A 24,177-nucleotide genomic window follows, 5' to 3' on the forward strand; every position below is an offset into this window, starting at 1 on the left:
CGCCTCGTTTCTATGAGGCGCTCAGCGCACATCACGCCAGGAAGAGCTTACGCAGCGTATGCGGAACCGCATCTTCGGCATTGCTACCAATCACTTCAAGCGCAGGCAGTGTGTCTTTCAGGCGTTGATGCGCATTACGCATAATGCAGCCTTTGCCCGCCATATTGAGCATTTCCACATCGTTCATCCCATCACCAAAAGCGATGCAATCTGCCAGCGTGTAGTTAAGCTTCTTGGCAACAGCCTCAAGCGCATGCCCTTTTGACACCCCGCCCGCCATTACTTCCAGGCAAGTTGGCAGTGAGAAGCTGACATTCACACGATCGCCCCAACGAGCTTCAATCGCCTGCTCCAGTGGAATCAAGCTTTCATGGTTATCGCTGGTGAAGAATACTTTGCTGATGCCATCAGTCGGCAGCATGCCCGGCTGGTACACCTGATAGTTGAAATCAGATTCACGGAAATAGTCCTGCTCTTCCGGGCGGCAGCGGCTCATGAACCACTCATCATCGCGGTAAACATGGGTCAGAATGTCCGCACTGTGGTAGTGCAAAGCAAAGAGATCCAAGGCGATATCTGCATCCAGATTATGGCTAAACACCAGTTCGCCTTGCGCGTTGTGTACGCGAGCACCATTAGAGGTGATCATGTAGGCCGGGATGCCGAGTTTGTCGCGCATCTGACCCACATCAATATGGTGACGCCCGGTGGCAAAGATAAAGTGAATGTCTCGCGCTACCAGCTGTTGCAACGTTTCACGTGCATACGGGGTAAGACGGTGTTCGGGAGAGAGCAGTGTGCCATCCAGGTCGGAGGCGACAATCTGATACATGAAAAACCTCGGGTATCGGTAAAAATATCCGTCCGCGCAAGTGCGGACGACTCAGCGGTGACGCTGGAAAAAGTCAGTCACCGCGTGCAGTGCTTCAGCGCGCATGGCGTCCTTTTCAAACAGAATCTCATGGTACGCGCCTTTAATCACGCGTGGCTTACCTCCCTCACAGGGGTGGCCCGCTTCACGCATCAGGTCACAGAAGAGATCCTGCGCCCGGTTATCCACCACTTCGTCCTCACTGGACTGCAACAGCAGCATCGGCGTGGTGATCTGCTCTGCCTGGCTGATAATACTCTTCCCGGCATGAACTCCTTCGCGCACCCAATGATACGTTGGGCCACCCACACGCAGTGCCGGATCGTCTGAATAGAAACGGACATTGCGCCGGTAACGCTCAACGCTGTGCGTGAGATGGTTCTCACCAAAGGGATTCGCGCGCCAGCGACCGGTGCCCATGGCGTAGGCATCGCGCATGGCCGGGCGCTTTTCTGCCCAGTCCAGGATACGCGTAGCCAGAAACGTCGGCAGTGGCAACGCGATACCGAACATCGGTGCGATCAGGGCCGCTGCGTGGAATGCCTGCGGCTGGCGCGCCAAAAACAGGGTTAAAATCGCGCCGCCCATCGAGTGGGCCAACGCGTAACGCTGTTGATAATGGCCGGTGACAATCTCTTGTAAATAGAGCGTCTCAAGATCATCCACATAGTGAGAAAACTCCATCACATGGCCGCGATGGGGATCTTCCAGTAGCCGATCCGATCGCCCCTGCCCACGGTGATCCAGGATCACCACATCATACCCACAGTGGAACAGATCGTAAGCCAGTTCAGGGTATTTGACGTAGCTCTCTATGCGCCCAGGAACAATCAGGATGACACGTTTATGTTTCGGGGCGGTGAAGCGCACATAGCGCAACGTGAGGTTACCCACCCCGGTAAATTCCCGTTCTTCTCGGGTACGCCAAAAATCGAGCAGCGGGCCGGTAGCGAACGCAGAAAAGGCACGCTCACGCGTTAGCCAGCTCGCTTTATGTCGATGCATCCATCCCCCTGACCAACGGCCAAAAAAAAGAGTTTAAGCTGCCAGAGTTCCCCCGTAGCGCAGCCCATGTTTCTGGCGTATTGTGTCACATTTCCGCCCATACAGGGAGCATCACCCATGACCATCGAATGGTGGCTAGCCTATCTGTTAACCACAACCATTCTTAGCCTTTCGCCCGGCTCCGGCGCGATTAACACCATGAGCACCGGCATTAGCCATGGCTATCGCGGCGCAGTAGCCTCGATTGCCGGATTACAAACAGGACTGGCGCTCCATATTGTGCTGGTCGGCATCGGCCTGGGGGCGCTGTTTTCAAAGTCACTGCTGGCATTTGAGATCCTGAAATATGCAGGCGCGCTCTATCTGGTGTGGCTGGGCATTCAGCAGTGGCGCTCAGCGGGTGCGATAGATTTAAGTGCGGTCGCCAAAGCCATGCCACGGCGTAAGCTGTATAAGCGTGCGGTGCTGGTCAATCTCACCAACCCGAAAAGCATTGTGTTTCTCGCGGCACTGTTCCCGCAGTTTATCCAGCCACATCAGCCACAGGCGATCCAGTATCTGGTACTTGGCACGACCACTGTCGCGGTTGATATCGTGGTGATGATTGGTTACGCCACCCTGGCGACCCGTATTGCAGCGTGGATTAAAGGACCGAAGCAGATGAAACTGCTTAACCGTATTTTCGGCGGTATGTTTATGGGCGTTGGGGCTCTGCTGGCCTGTGCGCGGAAGATTGCCTGAATATCACTTCTTTCAGGGCAAGGTGGGAGCAACACCTCTCACCTTGCCTCTGCCATCAGCGTGAAATGATCAGATGGATGCCAAAACCGGCAAACAACGTCCCGGCTACGCCGTCGATCCACTTCGCCATTTTCTGATACTTATTGCGGAAATAGGGTAGCGCAAAAATCGCGGCCACCAGGGTAAACCAGGCGAAGGTCTCCACGATAATTAACACGAACAAGCCCCAACGTGCCGCAGCGCCAACGTCATTACCCACAAACAGTGAGAACACACTGCCGAAGTAGATAATCGCTTTTGGATTAGAGATATTGGTCAGGAAGCCTTTCATAAAGCTCCGGCCTGTTTTCGGCAGCACAACCTCTGGCTCAGCCTGGTGTTCAGCAGGCTGACGATGACGAGCACGGGCTGAACAGAGCAGTTGCCAGCCCATCCACAACAGATAAAGCCCGCCGCCCACCATGATTATCTGATGGAGCCACGCCATTTTTTGCAGGATTAATTGCAGTCCCATTAACGCCAGACCTGCCCACACCACAATCCCAAGGCTGATCCCCAACACGCCCATCATTGCTTCTTTGCGTGAGCGACTGGCCGCAGTTTGCGAAACAAAAAAGAAATCCGGACCTGGACTCATCAATGCAACAAAGTGCACCAGCGCCACGGTAGCGAATAACATCATCATGCTGAACGACCTCTACTCTTCTTCTATCAAATGTTCTTTGATCATGACTAAAAACGGCGTACCGAAGCGCTCCAGTTTACGCTGACCGACGCCGTTCACACCCAGCATCTCTGAGGCGGTCACGGGCATCTGTTCGGCCATTTCAATCAGGGTGGCATCGTTAAACACCACGTAAGGGGGAATGTTGCCTTCGTCGGCAATGGCTTTGCGCAGCTTACGCAGTTTGGCAAACAGCTTACGATCGTAATTACCGCCGTAGATTTTTGGCGAACTGCTGCTTTTGAGCTTGGCGGTGATCAACCGGGGTACCGCCAGCATCAACGGGACTTCGCCACGCAGTACCGGACGCGCCGATTCCGTCAGCTGTAGTGCCGAATGCATGGCAATATTTTGCGTAACGAACCCAAGGTGAATCAACTGACGCAGCACACTTACCCAGTGTTCATGGCTCTGATCGCGACCAAGGCCATACACGGGCAGCTTGTCGTGCTCCAGCTCGCGGATACGCTGATTATTCGCACCTCGCAGAACTTCAACCACATAGCCCATACCGAAGCGCTGGCCTACGCGATAGATGGTCGATAGCGCCTTCTGCGCCTCCATCAAACCATCGTAACGCTTAGGGGGATCGAGGCAAATATCGCAGTTACCGCAAGCCTGCTGGCGCCCTTCACCAAAGTAGTTAAGCAGTACCAGACGACGACAGGTTTGCGCCTCAGCAAACGCACCCATGGCGTTCAGCTTATGGCGCTCAATGTCCTGTAACGGGCCAGGCAGTTTCTCTTCGAGACATTTACGCAGCCAGGCCATATCTGCCGGGTCATAGAGCATCATTGCCTCTGCGGGCAACCCGTCTCGCCCGGCACGACCGGTCTCCTGATAATAGGATTCAATATTGCGCGGAATATCAAAGTGAACCACGAAGCGGACGTTCGGCTTGTTGATCCCCATACCAAACGCCACGGTGGCGACCACAATTTGCAGGTCATCCCGCTGGAATGCTTCCTGCACATAACCACGCTGCGCCGCGTCAATACCGGCATGGTACGCGCCAACACTCAGCCCACGGCTCTGCAAACGGGCTGCCATATCTTCAACCTTCGCCCGGCTATTGCAGTAAATAATGCCGCTTTTGCCCCGCTGGTCCTGAACGTAGCGCAACAGTTGATCGGTGGGTTTAAACTTCTCCACCAACGTGTAGCGAATATTTGGGCGATCGAAGCTGCTGATCTGAATCAGCGGATCATCCATGTTCAACAGGCTGACAATGTCGTTACGGGTGGTTTCATCCGCCGTCGCTGTCAGCGCCATTACCGGTAATGCCGGGAACCGCTGGCGTAACTGACCCAACGCGCCATATTCAGGCCGGAAATCATGTCCCCATTGCGAAATACAGTGGGCTTCATCCACGGCCAGCATCGCCGGTTGCCAGCCTTCCAGCGTATCGAGGAAGTTGTCCATCATCAGGCGTTCAGGGGCAATGTAGAGCAGCTTAATCTGCCCCTGACGGCAGGCGGAATAGACCGCCTGTTGTTGTTCACGCGATAATGTCGAGTTCAGACAGGCAGCGGCAACACCGTTCGCCAGCAGCTGATCAACCTGATCTTTCATCAATGAAATCAGCGGGGAAACCACCAGCGTCAACCCTTCGCGCACCAGCGCTGGGATCTGATAACACAGCGACTTACCGCCGCCGGTCGGCATCACAACCAGACAATCACGTCCTTCCAGCGCAGTGTGAATAATCTCCTGCTGACCGGGACGAAACTGCTGATAGCCAAAGGTTTCTTGTAACACCTGCTGTGCCAGCGTTTCCTGATTTATAACTGCCGATGTTGCCACTGTAATCCTGTGTTTATCTGTGCATCAGAACAGATCGTTGAGCATGACACCCACACCAATGCGCGTCTGACGGTGGTTGTAGTCAATTAATGACTCACCATAACCGCTAAACAACTGCGTGTAGAAACGGACATGCTGCGAAATCGGGTAGCTCCAGCCAAGCTGTGCGCCACCAAATCCACTGTTCCAGTTGTAATTGCCCTGCAGGCTGAAGATGCTCTCACCTACGCGGTAACCAAATTTCAGCCGGTAATATCCCATGTATTTGGTGATATCCGGGTTGTCGTCATTGCTGGCACTCTCAGGGATGCGATACCACGGCTTGATCTCTGCGAGAAAATTGCCGTTTTCCGCCATCAGGCGGGCATAAACGCGGTTCCAGCTGCGTGAGGTGGGATCGCTGCGCCCGTTGGACTGGTGGTTAAAGCCCACTTCAACATCGCGTAATGTCCAGCCTCCCAGCGAGTAATCCGTTGCCCAACCGAGGAAGAGCTGCGGTTCGTAGTTGGTTTCACGGAACGGTGAAGACTCTTTGTGGTTCGACAACTGCCACCAGGATTGCTGCGTATACGATGCAGCCAGTACGGAGTTGTCGCCCAGAATACCGCGCCAGAGTGGAAACGCCAGACTGAGCTGGAATTTTACCTCATCTTTCTTCGCTTTATCAGCCCAGTTGTAGGAAGAAATCGCTTCTTTGTTCATGTCACTGGTGTAGGTATAGAGCACATAGTTGCTCTCATACGGATACAGTACAAAGGGATTATCGTGCTTTTCCAGCAAGTTAGCGATGATACTGCCGGGTACTTCAGGTTGATCGTGTACGTCTTTGGTTGTGGCGACTTCTGCCCGTGCCAGAGTAGGAAGCAATAAAACCGTTGCCAGCAAACTGCGATGCATTCGCATAGTGTTCTCCATAGAGCCCTGCTGATTAAAAAAGCGCAACAAATGTAAAAGGCAATTTTAGCGATAAACCACATTCCCGAGCAGGGCGCTGTTCCGAAAGTGGAAAGCGCCTCGCGGCCCTTTTAAAATAGACAGCACATTTACATACCGCCATGTGCGGCGAAAGCTTTCAGGATCAGAAATAATGGCAACACCGATGACACAGGAAGAGGCGCGACGCTATATCGGCGAGATGTTTGTTTACCATATGCCGTTTAATCAAGCGTTGGGGCTGGTGCTGGAAAAGCACGAAGCAGATTTCGCCGAACTGAGCTTTAACAACAAAGACATGCTGGTAGGGAATGCTGCGCAGCATATTTTGCACGGCGGGGTAATTGCGGCGGTTCTGGATGTGGCGGCTGGCGTCGTCTGCGTTAGCCATGCATTGACGCGTCAGCCGACCATTACGGAAGAGGAGCTACGCCAGCGCCTCTCCCGCATGGGCACCATTGATATGCGTGTGGATTATCTGCGCCCTGGGCGTGGCGAGAAGTTCATTGCCAGCAGTACCCTACTGCGCGCCGGGAATAAAGTGGCGGTGGCTCGCGTCGAATTGCATAACCAACAAGGCGACTATATTGCCACGGCGACCGCCACTTATCTGATTGGTTAACCCGATTGGCTGGTTTCTGGCCGGGCAAAACGCGAAAGGTAACGCGCTAACGCCGGGCCAGTCAGCAAAATGGTGAACAAACGGAGCGTCTGCATAGCCATGACAAAGGCTATATCCACCCGACTTCCTGCGGCAATAATGGCTACCGTATCCAATCCACCGGGGCTGGTAGCGAGATAGGCGGTCATAATGTCCACATGCAGAACCTTCGTCAGCACCCAAGCCAACCCACCGCACAGCAGCATCAAGCCAATAATCGAGACCACCATTTGCGGCAACGTACGCAGCGCCAGCAAGAAGACGGGCCGGGTAAAGCGCAGCCCAACACTCCAGCCAATCAGTGAATAAGCCACCGCCAGCAACCACTCCGGGACCTGTAAGGTCGCCACACCGCTGCTATGAAGGGCGGCCCCGATAAAAGCCGGTAACAACAGTGCGCCTGAAGGAATGCGCAGGCGTGGAGCCAGCCATACGCCAGCGGCCATCACAACAAAGGTCAGCAGCAGTCCGCTGTGTAGTGCGGGAAACCACTCCAGCGTGGCATTTTGCGCGTTGTTCCCCAAACCAATACGCGCCACCATCGCGGCAGCCGTCGCGACAAACAGCACACGCAGATACTGCATAAAAGCAACCAGCCGCACATCGGCACCAAAATCCCCTGCCATCGCAACCATCGCCGAGGCACCTCCAGGAGAAGATCCCCAGGCACCGGTAGCGCCTGGTAAATGGCTAAAGCGCACCAGCATAAAGCCGGACAGCGCACTGGCAGCGAGCGTCAAAATCAGCACCGCAACCACAACCGGCCAGTCGTTGAGTAAAGGAGTGAGGATAGAAGGAGAGAGGCTTTGCGCGATCATACAGCCAAGAACGGCCTGAGCCAGTACGAAGAAACGCTTATCGATACGCACCCTGGCACCGGTCAACCCCATCACCACACCGACAATCATCGGACCCAGTAGCAGAGCGGCAGGTACCTGAAAAACCAGCAACAGCATTCCCAACAGCAGCGAGGCGATCAGCAGAATAGCCCACTGAGCCCGCAAAGAGAGATGATCCATGATTCAGCAAATTTTATTAAAACAGGGAGGTAACAGAGTACGCAGTTTCAGCGGAAGGTGCCAGTTCCAGGGGCCGGAGACGGCCCCTGCGATTGATTACAGCCAGTTACGTCGTTTGAAGTACAGGTAAGGGGCCAGACCCGCCAGGATCATCAAGCCGATGGCCCAGGGATAACCAAAGCTCCATTTCAGCTCAGGCATCAACTCGAAGTTCATCCCATAGCTGGAAGCCACCAGCGTTGGTGGCAGGAACACCACCGACACCACCGAGAAGATTTTGATGATGCGGTTCTGTTCGATGTTGATAAAGCCCATCGCCGCCTGCATCAGGAAGTTCACCTTCTGGAACAACGATTCATTGTGCGGCAGCAGAGATTCGATATCGCGCAGGACTTCGCGGGCCTGTTCCAACTGGTTACCCGGCAGGCGCGCTTTACGCACCAGGAAGTTCAATGCACGCTGGGTATCCATCAGACACAGACGTACTTTCCAGCCGATATCTTCCATCTCCGCCAGGCGCGACAGCGCTTCGTCATAGTCTTCGCCCTGCTGGCCTTCCATGATGACGCGGCTGAGTTTTTCCAGTGCGCTATAGATGTTTTCAATCTCATCCGCCAGCTGTTCGATTTTGGTTTCAAACAGGTCCAGCAGCAGTTCAAATGGATTTCCATCCATCAGCGTCTGATTGCGGGCGCGCATACGGTAGAGGCGGAATGCAGGCAGTTCACGCTCACGTAAGGTATAGAGCCGCCCTTCACGCACGGTGAACGCGACAGTGGCGTTGCCCGCGTGGTCTTCAGCATCTTCATAGAAGAAGAATGAGTGGATGTGCAAACCATCTTCATCTTCAAAGAAACGTGCCGATGCTTCGATATCTTCCAGCTCTGGGCGCGTCGCAAGGCTCTGACCCAGCTCGTTATGTACGCGCTGACGTTCGGCCTCTTCAGGTTCGATCAGATCGACCCAAATGGAGTTAGTGAGTTTGTCGTTTTCGTCTTCCAGCTCAAGGCGGGTAAGGCGACTTTGATCCAGTTTAAAAGCGCTCAGCATAGCAATACACCCCATGACAGACTAAGGGGGACGAGGCTGATACACTGCTAACGATTAGCAGGCACAGCAGATACCTGAACACGACGTGCAGGGCATGATCAGTGCTGACTCACGCGACGAGATAGTGCAGAAGGGTCGCTGATAACCGCTAAGGCTACCAGCTTAGGAGGTAGCCTTAGAAGTTATTCCTGATAAACAGGGGGTTGAGCCAGCATCGACTGGGCGTGTCCAAGGCATTGTCCTCTCATGATAATAGTGGGCGCATGTTACGCTGAGACGAAAAAGTCGTCAAGTCAGGCGCTTATTGCTTACACAGCCTCCAGACGCGCATACGCCGCTACCAACCACTTGATACCCTGCCCCTGAAATGCCACCTGCAACCGGCTGTGCTCGCCGCTGCCTTCAAGGTTGATAATGGTGCCTTCGCCAAATTTCGCGTGGCGAACGCGCTGCCCGAGCGCAAAACCGCTGTCGTTTTGCGTCACTGGAGCCCCCATGCGCTGGGGGCTAACCGGGCGGCTAACGCTGGCACGCAACCGCACTTCTTCCACACACTCTTCAGGTAACTCAGCGATAAAACGGGAAGGCCGGTGATACACTTCCTTACCATAAAGACGGCGCGTTTCGGCATATGTCAGCGTCAGCTTTTGCATCGCACGGGTAACACCCACATACGCGAGGCGACGCTCTTCTTCCAGACGCCCACCCTCATCCAGCGACATCTGGCTAGGGAACATTCCCTCTTCCATGCCAACAATGAAGACCTGGCTGAATTCCAGCCCTTTCGCCGAGTGCAGCGTCATCAACTGCACCGCATCCTGCCATTTGTCGGCCTGACCTTCACCGGCTTCCAGCGCCGCATGGGAAAGAAATGCCTGGAGTGGCATCAGGTCTTCATCTTCATCCTGATAGCTGAACTGGCGGGTTGCCGTCACCAACTCCTCCAGGTTTTCAATGCGTGCCTGACCTTTCTCGCCTTTTTCTTGTTCGTACATCAGCCACAGGCCGGAATCTTTAATCACGCGGTCAGTCTGCACGTGCAGCGGCAGTTCCGCTGTCTCTGTGGCCAGTGAATCCACCAGCTCGCAGAAGCGCTGTAATGCCGAAGCTGCCCGACCCGCCAGTACGCGGTCTCGCAGCAGCTCACGCGTGGCTTGCCACAGCGTCAGCTGTTTTTCCCGCGCGGTCTGGCGTACTACATCCAGCGTACGATCGCCAACACCGCGCGTTGGCGTATTGACCACGCGCTCATAAGCCGCATCATCGTTACGGTTCGCCATCAGGCGCAGATAGGCCAGGGCATCTTTGATTTCCTGGCGTTCGAAGAAGCGCATGCCGCCATAAATACGGTACGGCATATTGCTTTGAATCAGCGCCTCTTCCAGCACGCGCGACTGGGCGTTGCTGCGATAAAGAATGGCGCAATCCTGGAGCGCATTACCATTTTCCAGCCAGACTTTAATGCGATTGACCACGAAACGGGCTTCATCCAGCTCATTAAAGGCGCAGTAGATTGAAATCGGTTCGCCCGCGCTGTCTTCGGTCCAGAGCTCTTTCCCGAGACGACCGTTGTTGTTAGCGATGAGGACGTTAGCCGCCTGAAGGATATTCTTCGTTGAACGGTAGTTCTGTTCCAGGCGGATAGTCTCCGCGCCGGGGAAATCTTTCAGGAAGCGCTGAATGTTCTCCACCTGAGCACCGCGCCAGCCATAAATGGACTGGTCGTCATCGCCAACGATAATCACTTTCCCGCTATCGCCCGCTAACATGCGGATCCAGGCATACTGAATGTTGTTGGTGTCCTGGAACTCATCCACCAGGATGTTGGTAAAGCGTTCGCGATAGTGATTGAGAATATGCGGTTTGTTCAGCCACAGCTCATGAGCACGCAGCAGCAACTCCGCAAAATCGACCAGCCCCGCGCGATCGCACGCTTCCTGATAGGCCTGATAAATCTTCAGCCAGGTCTGCTCAACGGGATTGCCGTAGCTCTCAATGTGTTTAGGTCGCAGCCCTTCATCTTTCTTGCCGTTGATGTACCACATGCCCTGGCGCGCGGGCCACTGCTTCTCATCGAGGTTCATGGCTTTGATCAGCCGCTTTAACAGGCGTAACTGATCGTCGCTGTCGAGGATCTGGAAGTCCTGTGGAAGGCCAGCATCAAGATGGTGTGCACGGAGAAGACGGTGAGCAAGGCCGTGGAAGGTACCAATCCACATCCCGCCACCGCCGCTGCCAATCAGTTGATCGATACGATGGCGCATTTCTGCTGCCGCTTTGTTGGTAAACGTCACCGCCATAATCGAATAAGGCGAGCAGTTCTCTACCGACAACAGCCAGGCAATACGATGTACCAGCACGCGGGTTTTACCACTGCCTGCACCCGCCAGCACCAACAGGTTGCTGCGAGGCGCGGCAACCGCATCACGCTGTTTATCATTTAAGCCGTTAAGCAGATCAGAAACGTCCATAAGCACCGTTCACACAAGAGAGCATTAATAACTGGATAAATTTACAGCCATTATACACCTGTCGAACTGCAAGTGACAGGTGATAAGGCCAGAAGCCCGCCTCAGCGAGCAGATGGGAGCAGCGAGGTCAGCGAGGAGAGCTGAGAAATTTCCACATGTGGCAGCAGACGAGCATCTTTGATTTTCATCAGATTGCCTTCACACAGGTTGATCCAACAGGCCTGTAAGCCACAGCGTACTGCACCCGCCACATCGGTGGTGAGGTCATCACCCACATGCAGGATATTCTCGGGAGCGATATTCAGTCGGCTCGCGGCAAGATGGAACATATCATTCCACGGCTTAGAGCGCCCATCAGGACCGGCACGCAAAACAAATTCAAAATGATGGTCAATACCGAGTTTGTCCGCCTGCGCATTGCCGTTGGTGATCGCGACCAGCGGGATGTGCTGGGCTAACAGCGTCAATGTGTCATGTGTCTCCTGCGGCATGTCTACCTGGCTCCGCCAGTGGGCAAACACGCGCATCACTTCCGCAGCGCCAGCGGTGGCTTCTGCGGCGGACATCCCCACATTCCGCATCGCTAACTCAACGGCACGACGCCGCCATTCAGTCACATCGTGGTAAATTTCGGGCTCGCTAATCAGCAAAGTATCACGCAGTTGCTGATACTGCTGCTGCGTAAAATCCCGTAATGCCGGATGCGCTGCTTGCAGCGCAGCGTGAGATTCAATGGTGGTTTTACGAATCACCGGCAGGTTGTCATACAGGGTGTCGTCAAAATCAAAAGTCATGGCTTTGATAGGACGCAACGCGCGGTAAAACTTCATTCTTTTTTGCCTCGTTTAGCCCGGGGATGAGCATTGTCATAGACCGATGCCAGATGCTGGAAATCGAGATGGGTATAAATTTGTGTGGTAGAGAGACTGGCGTGACCCAGCAGTTCCTGCACGGCGCGCAAATCACCACTGGATTCGAGTACATGGGTAGCAAAAGAGTGACGTAGCTTATGCGGATGCACGTGGCTACTGACGCCCTGTTTGATCCCCCACTCGGCAAAACGCTTCTGCACATTGCGCAGTGAAATACGTTTACCTCGGCTGGAGAGGAACAACGCATCATCTTCGGCAGCCAGCAATGCGCGATGGGAAAGCCACTGTTCGACCCAGTGCACTGCGGTTTTACCTATCGGCACCCGGCGATCTTTACTGCCTTTTCCCGTCACCCAGACTTCACCTACATCGAGATCCAGATGGCGGCAGTCGATATTAACCAGTTCAGAAAGACGTAGACCACCGCCATACATCACTTCCAGCATCGTGCGATCGCGCACAGCCAGAGGATCGGTAGCGTCGATCTCCAACAGTTGGTTAACTTCGTCGACATCCATATTTTTTGGCAGATGCCGCGCACTGCGAGGGGTGCTGACGCCGCGTGCCGGATTGGCACTTAACAAGCCCTGGTTAACCTGCCAGTCAAGAAAGCTTCGGAGTGCTGACAGCCGTAAGGCCAGGCTGGAAGGTTGTAATCCCGCCCGGCGGCTGCGCGCCACCATACTGCGGACATGCACTAAATCAAGTTGCTGCCACTCAGTCAGCTGCATCTCTTCTGCCATTTGCGTCAGCACCGCTAGCTGCCGGGCATAATTGCTGTGCGTTAGCGGGCTGAGCTGCCGCTCTACTTTGATGTAGCGCAGAAAGCCTTCAACTGCCTCCTGCAATGGCGCACTCATAGACGAGTAATCCAGCGTGACAGCAGTTCTGGTAACATATGCGCGAGATGCTGCAGCAACATCGTCCCCATACCCGGCTGGTAATGATGATTATCGCGGCTGCTAAATATCAACACGCCCAGATCGCCTTCCTGGCCGAGTAAGGACATTGCGACCGAACCCACCGCCTTTGCCTGCGGCAGCAACAGCAGCAGTTCCGGGCCGTTCAGTGGCCCAAGATAGTGCTGCTGTTGACCAAAGCGTTGGATGCGCAGGGGTTCAAATGCCTGGCGTGATAGCCCAAGCTGCACAAAGTCAGACGGTGCCCCCAGCGCCCATTGTTCATTGAACAGACGAATGTTGGCACCCGCCAGACCCAGCTCTCGCGCCCAGCGCTGCAAGCGGTTTAGCATATCCTGCAGGGAGTCCGCCGATGCCAGGTGGCCTTGCAAAATCAGTAACCGTTCAAACAGCTGATGGTTAGCGGTGGCTTGCTCCATCAGCAGGGTAATCTCTTCTTCCAGGCGCTGAATATGATTACGCTGGCGCGCCATATGCCATTCCACCAGTGAAACGCTGCCGCGCACCGGATGCGGCACCATCATCTGCTCAACCTGACGGGCATTACGAATGAAGAAGTCAGGATTTTGCCGTAAAAAATCACTTACGGCGCTGTCGTTTAGCAGTAATGCGCTCTCCGCCTGTTCTTCTACATTTTTCATAGATGAATAAATCCGTCATAAACGTGAGTGGCGGGCCCTGTCATATACAGCGGCTGTCCCGTGCCATTCCAGGCGATGTGCAAAGTACCGCCAGGGAGATCCACCTGTACTTTGCTCGCCAGCAATCCTTGTTGGATACCACAGGCCACAGCTGCACACGCACCGCTGCCACAGGCCTGGGTTTCTCCGGCTCCACGTTCATAGACGCGCAGACGGATGTGTTCAGGATTCACCACTTCCATAAAGCCCACGTTGACGCGTTCCGGGAAGCGCTCATGGCTTTCCAGCACCGGGCCAAGGGTTTCCACCGCCGCCGTCGCGACGCTATCCACCTGAATCACGCAGTGTGGATTGCCCATCGACACGGCTCCGAACATCACCGTTTGTTCCGCAACGCGCAGCAGATAGAGGTTTTCCGCTTTATTGGCGCGGAAAGGCACCTGTTGCGGTTCAAAGTTCGGTTCCCCCATATTGACCCGCACCAGCTCATCTTTCGTGACGCTGAGCACCATGCGGCCCGTTTGGGTACTTACGCGAATATCGTTTTTGTTGGTCAGCCCTTTCAGACGCACAAAGCGAGCGAAACAACGGGCACCGTTACCACACTGCGCCACTTCGCTGCCATCAGCGTTGAAAATACGGTAGTGAAAATCGAGTTCCGGATCGTAAGGCGGTTCTACGATTAACAGCTGATCAAACCCGACGCCCAGATGCCGATCGGAAAGGCGACGAATCAATTCGGGTGAAAAAAAGACGTTTTGCGTCACCGCATCGACGACCATGAAGTCGTTACCGAGGCCGTGCATTTTCGAGAACTGCATTTTCTGCTCCGCCGGGTATACCATTACTGATTACTTCGCCTGAACGCCAGACTTGCCGCCGACCATATCGTTTACCGTTTGGTCGGGGGTGTGGGCTACCGCTTTGTTGTGCTGATCCGTTTGTTCAGTGGGGAAGTAAAGCGGCCCTTTCAGTCCACAACCGACCAGGCTCGCTAGCGCTAGCGCCATACCCAACAGGCTAACTACTCTCTTCATGCTGATTGCTCTTTTTGTCCTTAACCTGCTGCTTATCATCGCAGTTGAACCCGGAAAAGCAACAGGAATTCCCCCTGATTTCAGCGAGTGGCGCACAACTCAGTGCATCTGAAAACGTGGCAGAAAATCTGCCTGCTCTTTTTCGGGCTGAGCGGCGCAAAGTTGGGTCAGCGTCTGGCTGCGGAACGGAATCACCTGATAACGCTCTGCAACCTGCACAATTTGATAGAACTGCGGAAGATTGAAGTTAATGAAGCTGGAGCCATAGGTGAAACGATCGTGCGAAGAGGAGTAGAAGCGACTGACGTCACGCACCAGCTCTTCTTTGCTGCCTTCACAATGGTGATAGACCTCAACCCGATTGGCTTCATCAAGGATGTAGATATTGAAACCGCGATCGTCACTGGTATCTTCGAAGAAGAACTGGATGATCCCTTCACTGGCATAGCCGTTAACCACCGGCGGCAGCGGCGTTTGATTGGATTCGACTTTTATCGACAGCCCATGCAGCTTGTTATTGGAGATGGCGCCATAGAACTCCACGGCATTTTCCAACTTTTGCACCGAGACGCTCATCCGTTCAAAGAACAGGCCCCAGGTTTCGCCAGCCACGCGTAAGGCTTTAAAGCGTCCTGGTTCCTGACGAGTACTGGAGAGACGCAGTTCAACGCACTCAGACACCAGTTGCTGTACACGAGTACGAATTAATCCGCGTAGGTGCTGGCTGTAGCAGAACACTTCAACGGTATCCGGTGGCGCAGCATCCTGATGCATCTTGCCCAGAATGGTTTTTAACGCCTCAATCATCGCCTGCTCACCGCTGAAATGCAGCGTACGCACCTCATTCCACGAGTTGCGATACAGCAGGTCGATACTGCCAATCAGGCATTGCTGTTGTTGACCGAAGCTAAACACATCCAGCTTGCGGAAATCAAAATGCACCACCTGATTGCGGAAAGCCGCCGTCGGATCATATTCAAGATTGACGATAATCGATAAGTGCCGGATTTCACATGGGCTATACAGCGCTTTTGGCGTTGGCGCAGGCACTCGCAGCGGGAAGTGATGCGAGACATCGTGCACCAACTCCTGCAAGCGCGCCAAATCGCATACCTCGTTGCCTTTGATGTGCAAACGGGTTTTGTCCGTCAGCAGGCCATTGAACCAGGCCCAGGCCACCAGTTTGTTGAGGTAACGGTTATATTCCAGCGGCTGATGGCTAATGATGGAATCCATATCCGGTGCCTGATTATACAGATACCAGCCAGCACGATTTGCTCGTCCAGCAGGGACATGAATAAAGGTCAGATTCGGCTCTGACAGGTCAGGCGATATCTGTGGATTCACCAGCGTGACCTTGCCGGGCAGCGCTTCGAATGCGGCGTACAGTTTACGCGTCAGCACGCCAATATCCTGCGGGCTAGCGCTGACGCTTAAATTGTTGCGACGGGCAAAACGGATCAGATTGCGATAGCTCTGCATCATCGCATCGAGCAGCTCATTGTGCGCTTCGCGTACCCGTTCGATTTTCCACTCGGCGCGATTATCGAGAATCGCCAGCTTTTCGCTATCCCAACCCCAGGATTTAACCAACTGGGCGAGGATTTCACGCCGCCATGCGGTGCGGTCGTGGTGCTGTTCATGGGAAAGCTTTTCGCACACTTTAAGATAGAAACAGCGGCGAATCAGATCGAGGCGCGGTTGATCATCAATGCTGGTGAGATAGCGCGTCACGCGTTCCAGCATCATGCAATAAGGATCGAGACCGAACGAGACAATTTCGCCATCGTGCAGGCGCTGTTTAATGTCCATCGCCAACAGTTGGGTGTTGGGGTATTCCCAGCTGTACGCTTCCAGCAGCAAGGTTTTCAACACCGCTTTGTACGGTGAATCAATGCTTTTATACAGCTGCCACAGGCTGGCACCGAAATACTCTTCTGCGGAGAGCGTGCCCAGCCCGCCTAAATCCAGCCATTCGTTCGGTGTTAACACACCCTGTGCATACAATGACATGACGTAGTCATCGTAGTGGTGCTCCTCTTCATTCGGCACCATGTTCCACAGAATACGCTTACCCGCCATACGCACTGCCGTACGGTAGAATTCATCTAACAGCAGGATATGTTGGGTTGATCCGCAATCTTCTCCACCAAGGCTACCACTTTCATTGTGGCGGAAGCGGTTCTCATCGATCAGGAAGAAGCTGACTTCCATGCCCAACGACAGGCACCATTTTTCCAGCAGCGTACATTTACGCCGCAGGTTCATGCGCTCTTCGTTATCCAGCCATGACTGGTGGCAGACCCAGATATCGAGGTCAGAGACACTGTTTTGCCCCACGGATGAGGTACTGCCCATGGAGTAAATGCCGGTAATCGGCATTTCGCCCTTGGCAGGGGGAACAACGTGCAGATCGTCGCCATCGATGAGCTCAGCCAGAAGCTGCTGCTGATTTTCATCGGGCGTATAGAAGCTGATGCCATGGGGAACACTACCTTCGAGGTAGCCCGGCATTAACGGATGATGATGATGTAACAGGGTTGGCAGCAGAGTGAAGACGTGCCGGAAAGCAGGCCCCATAGCAGCCAGTGCGCGGTCTACGCGCAGCTGGTTGATTGCATCCAGTCTCTGTTTCAGTGTCTCAATGTAGAGGTACAAGACGTTTCGCCTGATTGTCCGGATTGTGTAAGCACCGTGTTTTCATTCTCAGCCTTGGTGTAGTTAAATTATGCGGCTGATGAAAACGTGATCAATCTAACACTTGAGAGATTGACCGTAAAGAAAGTTGCGCTACTTAACATTTTAGCACGTTCTGTCTGGCATTCCGTGCTTTTCAGACTAACCCCTTCAGCCACCTTAATCTACCAAAAGGAATCGAGGGTCAGACCCATTTCAGTCCTTTGAAACTGACAGCATTCCCCTATCGATGATAGGATAATCGATGAACGATCAAAATGGTTAACAGAATGTTAGACAAAATTTTCAGAATTGCTACAAGGCAAAGTCCTCTTGCGCTGTGGCAAGCACAATATGTCCAACAGCGCCTGATGGCCGCCTGGCCGGGGCTGCGCGTTGAACTGGTGCCAATGGTCACCAAAGGGGATGTGATCCTGGATACACCACTGGCTAAAGTCGGTGGCAAAGGCCTGTTTGTCAAAGAGCTTGAGGTGGCAATGCTGGAAGGACGTGCCGATTTAGCCGTGCACTCCATGAAAGACGTTCCCGTCGAATTCCCGGAAGGACTGGGCTTAGTCACGATCTGCCAGCGTGAAGATCCACGTGATGCCTTTGTTTCTAATCAGTACGCTTCCATTGACGAGCTGCCGCAAGGCGCAGTGGTGGGTACCTCCAGCCTGCGTCGTCAGTGCCAGTTGAGCGCACGTCGCCCGGACCTTATTATTCGTTCGCTGCGTGGTAACGTAGGAACGCGTCTGGGGAAACTCGATGCGGGCGAATATGATGCCATTATTCTGGCCTCTGCCGGATTGATCCGCCTCGGCTTAGAAGCACGCATTCGTCAGGCACTTCCAAGTGATATCTCTTTGCCCGCTGTGGGCCAGGGTGCCGTCGGCATTGAGTGCCGTCTGGATGATGCCGAGCTGATTAATCTGCTTCAGGCGCTGAATCATGAAGACACCGCGGTCTGCGTCCGTGCGGAACGTGCCATGAATACCCGTCTCGAAGGCGGATGTCAGGTGCCGATTGGCAGCTTCGCAGAATTGCATGGTGAAGAACTGTGGCTGCGCGGGCTGGTTGGCTCTCCGGATGGTAGCAAGATGATCAGTGGTGAACGTCGCGGCACACGCCAGCAGGCTGAGCAGATGGGCATCTCACTGGCGGAAGAGCTGCTAAATAATGGTGCACGCGAGATCCTGCGCGAGGTCTATCAAGGGCAACCGCCTGCATGACCATTCTGGTGACCCGCCCAGAGCCGGCTGCCAGCCAACTGGTTACCCGTCTGCAAGCGGCGGGTAAACTGGCGTGGTCACTGCCGCTGATTGAATTCGCACCGGGCGGCGATCTCCCCCATTTAGCACAACAGCTACAAGCGCTAAAGCCAGGCGATCTGGTTTTCTTGCTTTCACAGCAGGTTATCTTTCATGCCCACCCCGCAATGCAGCACGCCGGGGCGGCATGGCCGACCATTCCCGACTATTATGCCATTGGGCGCAGCACCGCTCTGGCATTCCACACCGTCAGTAATTTACCGGTTGAATACCCTCAGGCAGAAGAGACCAGTGAAGAGCTGGTGCGACTTGGCCGCTTGCACAACGTAGCCGGTAAGCGGGCTTTACTGCTACGGGGCAACGGTGGCAGAACCCTGATTGCAGATACCCTGCGCGAACGGGGGGCTAATGTCAGCTTTATTGAGTGTTACCAACGTCGGGCAAAGCAGTATGACGGTGCATTTGAAGGCCACCGCTGGCGTAACCGGGGTATTGATACTCTGGTCGTGAGCAGCGGCGAAATGTTACAACAGCTGTATTCACTGTTCCCCACCGTTGACCGTGAGGAATGGTTATTACACTGTCGGCTACTGGTCGTCAGTGAACGTTTGGCTACGCTGGCAGCCGGTTTGGGCTGGCAGAATATTACGGTAGCCGATGGTGCCGATAACGATGCGCTGCTGCGCGCGTTACGCTGAACTTAACAATGGGATGTGCCACAATGACGGAACACAAAGACTCCTCCGCCATGGTTGAAGAGACCACCCCAGCGGAAAAAAGCCTCTCATCTGCTCAGAACCCGCAGACCCACCAGAAGAAAAATGGTGGTCTGGTGCTGGGCGCAGTTGCGATTGTTATCGCACTGGCGCTGGGAACCGGTTTATATCTGCATGGGAAACAGCAGGCCGATTTGCAGGCACAGGTTAATCAACAGCTGAGCGATCAACTCAGCGCGTTGCAGCAACAAAATAACCGTGAAAATCAGCAGCTGGCACAGCAGCTCAATAGCGCTAACACTGCGCTACAGCAGGCTCGTAGCCAACAGGAAGCCACCGCGAAAGCCCTGGATGATTTACGCCAGCGGGTTGCGATGATTTCCGGTAATGATGTGAACACCTGGCTTATTTCTCAGGCTGACTACCTGGTGAAACTGGCCGGACGCAAGCTGTGGAGCGATCAGGATGTCACTACCGCCGCCGCCCTGCTAAAAAGTGCGGATGACAGCCTCGCAGATATGAACGACCCTAGCGTGATGAACGTACGTCGCGCACTGACGGAAGATATCAGCACGCTTTCTGCCATCAGTCAGGTCGACTATGACGGCATTATTTTGCGTCTGAATCAGCTGTCCAATGGCGTGGATAACCTGCGTCTCGCTGACAACGACAGTGATGATTCGCCGATGGACAACGACAGCGGGGAACTCTCCAGCTCCCTGCGTGAATGGCGACAAAACCTGGTTAAAAGCTGGCACAACTTTATGGATGACTTCATTACCATCCGTCGCCGCGATACCACCGCGCAACCACTGCTGGCCCCTAACCAGGACATCTATTTGCGGGAAAATATCCGCTCGCGTCTGCTGATTGCCGCACAAGCGGTACCACGCCACCAGAATGAAGTTTATAAGCAGTCGATCGATGCGGTTTCTACCTGGGTTCGCGCCTGGTACGATACTAACGATGCGGCCACCAAAGCCTTCCTGAACCAGTTGGACGATCTTAGCCAGCAGAGCATCAATATGGATCTGCCAGAGAGTCTGACCAGCCAGCCACTGCTCGATAAACTGATGCAGACACGCGTGCGTAGCCTGATGGCACAGCCCTCTGTCGCGCCACATCAGCAGGGAGGTTAAGCATGTTAAAAGTGCTAATCCTGTTTGTGTTACTCATCGCCGGTATCGTGGTGGGACCGATGATTGCCGGTCACCAGGGCTACGTGCTGATCCAGACCGACAACTGGAACATTGAAACCACCGTCACCGGCCTGTCGATCATCCTGATTGTGGCACTGTTGATCATCCTTGGCGTTGAATGGCTACTTCGCCGCCTGTTTATGACCGGAAAGCGCACGCGCGGCTGGTTCAGCGGACGTAAGCGCCGTCGTGCCCAGCGTCAAACGCAAAGTGCGTTGATGAAGCTGGCGGAAGGTGACTACAAACAGGTAGAAAAGCTGCTATCACGCGATGCTGATCATGCTGATGTGCCAGTGGCTAATTACCTGTTGGCGGCCGAAGCGGCACAACAGCGTGGTGATGAAACACGGGCGAATCAGCATCTGGCGCGTGCCGCCGAGCTGTCTGACAATGACACTATCCCGGTCGCGATCACTCGCGCACGTATCCAGTTGGCACGTAATGAAGATCATGCGGCGCGCCATACCATCGATCGCCTGCTGGAAGTCGCTCCGCGCCATCCTGAAGTCCTGCGCCTGGCAGAACAAGCCTATGTCAGAACCGGTGCCTGGAGTGCGTTGATCGATATTCTTCCGGCGATGGAAAAAGTGCAGGTCGCCACAGAAGATCATCGTCTGGCACTGCAACAGCAGGCATGGCTGGGCTTAATGAGCCAGGCAATGGCCGATCAGGGTAGCGAAGGCCTGAAGCGTTGGTGGCAGAATCAGAGCCGCAAAACGCGCCAGGAAACGACACTCCAGGTCGCAATGGCTGAACATCTGATTGAGTGCGATGATGCAGATACTGCACAAAGCATTCTGCTGGAAGGGCTGAAAAAACATTACGACGACCGTCTGGTGTTACTGATGCCCCGCATTCAAAGCGGCAATACTGCGGCGCTGGAAAAAGCCCTGCGTCAGCAGATTAAACAACACGGTGCCACGCCATTGCTGCACAGCACCCTGGGCCAGTTACTGATGCGTCACGGTGAATGGGAACCGGCGGCAGAAGCGTTTAAGCAGGCGCTGGCACAGCGTCCTGATGCGTTTGACTACGCCTGGCTGGCCGATGTTTACGATCATCTGCGCCGCCCGGAAGACGCGGCAACCATGCGTCGTGAAGGATTGTTGCTGACGCTGAAGAATAATCCAGGGCAGTAAATCTCAAGACAGTTAAAAGCCGGGTCGATCATTCAGGTCGGCCCGGCTTTTTTATTGTGGATCGATTAAATCCACAATTTTTGCCAATATTTCATCCATGACATGGGGTTCTACTTTTGCGCTGAAACTGGCATTTCTGGCAGGCAAATCCAGAGAGCTGAGCTGATAACACAGGGCAACACCTGTGACCTTTCCTGTATCTGTGCTGCTTCCATCTATATAAACGGTAACAGCCGCCGAGCGTGCAGCCTGGCCTCCACTCGTGACCGGAATACAAACAGCCGTACCCAATGCAGCCACCAGTTCTCGTACAGAAATCACCAAATAGTAATGAGGGCCTTTAAATTCTTTTCCTGATACCGGATCGCCATTAACGTGCCAGATTTCGCCCTTTTGAGGAATCCTCCTTGAAACCATCAAATATCCTCTCTACCTGTCGGCTCCGAAGATAGCTCATCACTTAACTCCTGATTCAGAAGTATAATCTCTTCACTATCGATGCCTGCCAGCAGCTCACTAACCGTTTTGCGGCCTCTGGCGGTCCTGTGAAGAGGTGTGATGCTTACACCTTCACCTGAAGCGGAAACATCAAGTTCCGTTCCGATACGCCAGCCCATGCTGGCAATGATTTCACCGGGTATGGTTAGTACAACAGCACCACCCTGTTGTCGGAGTCTGGATAATGGCATAAATGCTCCTGTGTGTGACTTTGTCTCACATAGAGTAGTGCAAATTATGCCCATTGTCATTCTGGATAAAAAACGATCTTTGCACAGGCAAAAAAACACCTGCCGAAGCAGGTTTGGAAAGCTATGAAGCTTCAGAAACGTGAAAGCCGGGTCTACAGCCCGGCTTTTTTACATCATAAAGTAAAATCAATCCGCCGCCCTCCGGGCATATTCACTGCCAGCGTCAATTCTCCTCCCAGCGCCTCTACATATCGTTTCAGAGTGGCAATTTTTAAATCTTCCCCTCGGGCTTCAATCGCGGCTACGGAGGGCTGGGCAATACCCATTGCTGTTGCCTGCTCACGCTGGGTCTTTTCCATCGCTTCACGCAGCTTAAACAGCTGGGTGTCTAGCCGCATTTGAGCGACTTTATCACTCACCTGCCGCTGTTCATCAGGGGTAAGCGTTGCACGAAGATCGTTTAATGTTTTCATTTTTTCCCCCTACTCAAAGATTGAAGATGTCGGAAATACCCCTGCTCTGCCGTTTTGATCATTCTCCGGTAGAAAATTTTTTCTTGCTTACCCGTCTTATTCCCTGCACACAGCACGATTGCACATCGACGGGGATCAAACACAAAAAAGCAACGCACTGGCCTACCTTTGCTCTGTACTCTCAGTTCTTTCAAATTGGTCAGTGCAGAACCATAGAGCGTATATACATGAGGCCGAGACAGGTTTGGCCCATCCTGCTCAAGTAGCGTCAACGCGGCAATCACATCTAGCTGTATCTCATTATCCTGCTGATCAAACCAGTTGGAGAAGTTATCCGTTACTTCAATCGTCCACACGTCGCATTATCCTGATAGATTTTAGACTATCGGAAAGATATAGACCACAGACTATTATCGCAGCAGGACACGGCTTGATTTACAGCATTACAGCGGAATTCAGGATAAAAAAAACACCTGCCGAGGCAGGTGTAAGGATCAGGTCGGTTTGACAACCGAAAGGTGCCCGACTCAACGTATTGTCCCTTACTGCTGTAAGGCCGAAGCGATACAGACAAACCGGACAACAGGCACCCAATAGGGCTCTGCATCATTCCTGGGCTTATGTCGCCGAAGCTGACATAAAAAATAGAATGAGCATCTACACGCTAAGTATTGCACAAGCCGTGCCAGAATGGCAGAAAATGAATTTTTTACTTACTTATCAAGTATATAAAGAAAAGATGTTTGGCACTGTGTTTGCAACGCACAGGCTCAGGTGTCGCCGGTTAACGACAAACGGTGCAAAGAAAGGTAAGGATGTTATTTATCAATGCGTTAAACGTCACCAGATAGCGACATCCACAAAAGAATAAAGCGACACTGTCGGCGGTGGGTTTATGACAGACGAAAAAAAACCTGCTTTTTCAAGCAGGTTCTTCGAATTGGTCGGCGAGAGAGGATTCGAACCTCCGACCCACTGGTCCCAAACCAGTTGCGCTACCAAGCTGCGCTACTCGCCGATTTTTTACCCTGTACTACTTAATTTTGCCTGGTGCGAAGGGAGGGACTTGAACCCTCACGTCCGTAAGAACACTAACACCTGAAGCTAGCGCGTCTACCAATTCCGCCACCATCGCATGTCCAGCAAAATTTGGGGTGGCTAATGGGACTCGAACCCACGACAACTGGAATCACAATCCAGGGCTCTACCAACTGAGCTATAGCCACCATAATTCTGGTGCGTAAACATTACTGCTTACTAATCACT

25 protein-coding genes and 3 tRNA genes are annotated in these 24,177 nt (G+C 53.7%); 6 read left to right on the forward strand and 22 right to left on the reverse strand.

The genetic code is table 11. The features are described from left to right. Positions 1–31: 31 nt before the first annotated feature. Together yigL and pldB are read right to left on the reverse strand one after the other, a co-directional pair. Positions 32–832, reverse strand: coding sequence for a sugar/pyridoxal phosphate phosphatase YigL (yigL, locus tag F3J40_RS23410; RefSeq protein ID WP_017345672.1), 801 nt, complete (start codon positions 830–832; stop codon positions 32–34). A gap of 51 nt (positions 833–883) precedes the next feature. Then, positions 884–1,876 (reverse strand): lysophospholipase L2, encoded by a 993-nt coding sequence (gene pldB / locus F3J40_RS23415; RefSeq protein ID WP_017345671.1) that lies wholly within the window; start codon positions 1,874–1,876, stop codon positions 884–886. 117 nt (positions 1,877–1,993) lie between these two features. On the opposite strand from pldB, the gene rhtB reads away from it, so the two are divergent. Then, on the forward strand, positions 1,994–2,617 hold the full coding sequence (gene rhtB / locus F3J40_RS23420) for a homoserine/homoserine lactone efflux protein (RefSeq protein ID WP_167018478.1): 624 nt from the start codon (positions 1,994–1,996) through the stop codon (positions 2,615–2,617). A 55-nt stretch (positions 2,618–2,672) separates the two neighbouring features. On the opposite strand, the gene rhtC is transcribed toward rhtB, so the two are convergent. Genes rhtC through pldA form a run of 3 tightly spaced genes read right to left on the reverse strand, consistent with a single transcriptional unit; the run spans position 2,673 to position 6,047 of the window. Beyond that, entirely contained in the window at positions 2,673–3,302 is a 630-nt protein-coding gene (gene rhtC, locus F3J40_RS23425) for a threonine export protein RhtC (RefSeq protein ID WP_167018479.1), read from the reverse strand. 12 nt (positions 3,303–3,314) lie between these two features. Then, the gene (gene recQ, locus F3J40_RS23430; protein ID WP_167018480.1) at positions 3,315–5,144 is read right to left on the reverse strand and encodes an ATP-dependent DNA helicase RecQ; all 1,830 of its coding nucleotides are present in this window, start codon (positions 5,142–5,144) and stop codon (positions 3,315–3,317) included. 24 nt (positions 5,145–5,168) lie between these two features. Continuing rightward, complete coding sequence (gene pldA, locus F3J40_RS23435; protein ID WP_167018481.1) at positions 5,169–6,047, reverse strand: phospholipase A; 879 nt, start codon at positions 6,045–6,047, stop codon at positions 5,169–5,171. A 196-nt stretch (positions 6,048–6,243) separates the two neighbouring features. Between pldA and F3J40_RS23440 the strand changes: the two genes are divergently transcribed. After that, positions 6,244–6,699 (forward strand): thioesterase family protein, encoded by a 456-nt coding sequence (locus tag F3J40_RS23440; protein ID WP_370659879.1) that lies wholly within the window; start codon positions 6,244–6,246, stop codon positions 6,697–6,699. Here the strand turns inward: F3J40_RS23440 and F3J40_RS23445 are convergent. The 10 genes from F3J40_RS23445 to F3J40_RS23485 form a co-directional block, all read right to left on the reverse strand. Further along, positions 6,696–7,757: an AbrB family transcriptional regulator gene (locus F3J40_RS23445; RefSeq protein WP_167018482.1), complete on the reverse strand. Its 1,062-nt coding sequence runs from the start codon at positions 7,755–7,757 to the stop codon at positions 6,696–6,698. The two genes, F3J40_RS23440 and F3J40_RS23445, sit on opposite strands and share 4 nt — an antisense overlap. 96 nt (positions 7,758–7,853) lie before the next feature. Further along, positions 7,854–8,807 carry a magnesium/cobalt transporter CorA gene (gene corA, locus F3J40_RS23450; protein ID WP_017345664.1) on the reverse strand — a complete coding sequence of 318 codons (954 nt, stop codon included), beginning with the start codon at positions 8,805–8,807 and terminating at the stop codon, positions 7,854–7,856. 175 nt (positions 8,808–8,982) lie between these two features. Further along, entirely contained in the window at positions 8,983–9,039 is a 57-nt protein-coding gene (ysgD, locus tag F3J40_RS25255) for a YsgD/CorL family protein (RefSeq protein WP_369410970.1), read from the reverse strand. Between the two features lie 76 nt (positions 9,040–9,115). Beyond that, complete coding sequence (uvrD, locus tag F3J40_RS23455; protein WP_017345663.1) at positions 9,116–11,278, reverse strand: DNA helicase II; 2,163 nt, start codon at positions 11,276–11,278, stop codon at positions 9,116–9,118. Between the two features lie 101 nt (positions 11,279–11,379). Beyond that, on the reverse strand, positions 11,380–12,108 hold the full coding sequence (gene yigB / locus F3J40_RS23460) for a 5-amino-6-(5-phospho-D-ribitylamino)uracil phosphatase YigB (protein WP_017345662.1): 729 nt from the start codon (positions 12,106–12,108) through the stop codon (positions 11,380–11,382). Next, positions 12,105–13,010 (reverse strand): tyrosine recombinase XerC, encoded by a 906-nt coding sequence (xerC, locus tag F3J40_RS23465; RefSeq protein WP_017345661.1) that lies wholly within the window; start codon positions 13,008–13,010, stop codon positions 12,105–12,107. The genes yigB and xerC overlap by 4 nt, the downstream gene beginning before the upstream one ends. Further along, the gene (locus F3J40_RS23470; protein WP_017345660.1) at positions 13,007–13,711 is read right to left on the reverse strand and encodes a DUF484 domain-containing protein; all 705 of its coding nucleotides are present in this window, start codon (positions 13,709–13,711) and stop codon (positions 13,007–13,009) included. Before F3J40_RS23470 ends, xerC begins: the two co-directional genes overlap by 4 nt. After that, positions 13,708–14,532, reverse strand: coding sequence for a diaminopimelate epimerase (dapF, locus tag F3J40_RS23475; protein ID WP_026042366.1), 825 nt, complete (start codon positions 14,530–14,532; stop codon positions 13,708–13,710). The genes F3J40_RS23470 and dapF overlap by 4 nt, the downstream gene beginning before the upstream one ends. Positions 14,533–14,562: 30 nt before the next feature. After that, the gene (gene lptM / locus F3J40_RS23480; RefSeq protein ID WP_167018483.1) at positions 14,563–14,748 is read right to left on the reverse strand and encodes an LPS translocon maturation chaperone LptM; all 186 of its coding nucleotides are present in this window, start codon (positions 14,746–14,748) and stop codon (positions 14,563–14,565) included. Positions 14,749–14,847: 99 nt separating this feature from the next. Then, positions 14,848–17,406, reverse strand: a complete 2,559-nt coding sequence (locus tag F3J40_RS23485; RefSeq protein WP_167018484.1) for a class I adenylate cyclase — start codon at positions 17,404–17,406, stop codon at positions 14,848–14,850. A 308-nt stretch (positions 17,407–17,714) separates the two neighbouring features. On the opposite strand from F3J40_RS23485, the gene hemC reads away from it, so the two are divergent. From hemC to hemY, 4 genes are read left to right on the forward strand one after another with little or no spacing between them, the layout of a single operon-like run. Next, a complete protein-coding gene (gene hemC / locus F3J40_RS23490; protein WP_017345656.1) occupies positions 17,715–18,656 on the forward strand; it encodes a hydroxymethylbilane synthase in 942 nt (313 codons plus the stop codon). Further along, on the forward strand, positions 18,653–19,393 hold the full coding sequence (hemD, locus tag F3J40_RS23495; RefSeq protein WP_167018485.1) for a uroporphyrinogen-III synthase: 741 nt from the start codon (positions 18,653–18,655) through the stop codon (positions 19,391–19,393). The genes hemC and hemD overlap by 4 nt, the downstream gene beginning before the upstream one ends. 23 nt (positions 19,394–19,416) lie before the next feature. Further along, the gene (gene hemX / locus F3J40_RS23500) at positions 19,417–20,550 is read left to right on the forward strand and encodes a uroporphyrinogen-III C-methyltransferase (protein WP_167018486.1); all 1,134 of its coding nucleotides are present in this window, start codon (positions 19,417–19,419) and stop codon (positions 20,548–20,550) included. A 2-nt stretch (positions 20,551–20,552) separates the two neighbouring features. After that, the gene (gene hemY / locus F3J40_RS23505; RefSeq protein ID WP_167018488.1) at positions 20,553–21,749 is read left to right on the forward strand and encodes a protoheme IX biogenesis protein HemY; all 1,197 of its coding nucleotides are present in this window, start codon (positions 20,553–20,555) and stop codon (positions 21,747–21,749) included. A gap of 51 nt (positions 21,750–21,800) precedes the next feature. Here hemY and F3J40_RS23510 read toward each other — a convergent pair whose 3' ends face one another. The 7 genes from F3J40_RS23510 to F3J40_RS23540 all read right to left on the reverse strand — a co-directional run bounded on the left by F3J40_RS23510 (position 21,801) and on the right by F3J40_RS23540 (position 24,137). After that, a complete protein-coding gene (locus F3J40_RS23510; protein WP_167018490.1) occupies positions 21,801–22,166 on the reverse strand; it encodes a type II toxin-antitoxin system PemK/MazF family toxin in 366 nt (121 codons plus the stop codon). After that, the gene (locus F3J40_RS23515; protein ID WP_167018493.1) at positions 22,166–22,438 is read right to left on the reverse strand and encodes an AbrB/MazE/SpoVT family DNA-binding domain-containing protein; all 273 of its coding nucleotides are present in this window, start codon (positions 22,436–22,438) and stop codon (positions 22,166–22,168) included. The genes F3J40_RS23510 and F3J40_RS23515 overlap by 1 nt, the downstream gene beginning before the upstream one ends. Before the next feature lie 173 nt (positions 22,439–22,611). Next, positions 22,612–22,911, reverse strand: coding sequence for a helix-turn-helix domain-containing protein (locus tag F3J40_RS23520; protein WP_167018495.1), 300 nt, complete (start codon positions 22,909–22,911; stop codon positions 22,612–22,614). Further along, the gene (locus F3J40_RS23525) at positions 22,908–23,267 is read right to left on the reverse strand and encodes a type II toxin-antitoxin system RelE/ParE family toxin (RefSeq protein WP_167018497.1); all 360 of its coding nucleotides are present in this window, start codon (positions 23,265–23,267) and stop codon (positions 22,908–22,910) included. Before F3J40_RS23525 ends, F3J40_RS23520 begins: the two co-directional genes overlap by 4 nt. A gap of 585 nt (positions 23,268–23,852) precedes the next feature. Then, positions 23,853–23,929, reverse strand: a tRNA-Pro gene (locus F3J40_RS23530). A 30-nt stretch (positions 23,930–23,959) separates the two neighbouring features. Further along, positions 23,960–24,046, reverse strand: a tRNA-Leu gene (locus tag F3J40_RS23535). Positions 24,047–24,061: 15 nt separating this feature from the next. Then, positions 24,062–24,137 (reverse strand) — tRNA-His (locus F3J40_RS23540). Positions 24,138–24,177 lie beyond the last annotated feature (40 nt).

Origin of the sequence: Candidatus Pantoea multigeneris, assembly GCF_011752615.1 — a bacterium.
GTDB lineage: Bacteria > Pseudomonadota > Gammaproteobacteria > Enterobacterales > Enterobacteriaceae > Pantoea > Pantoea multigeneris.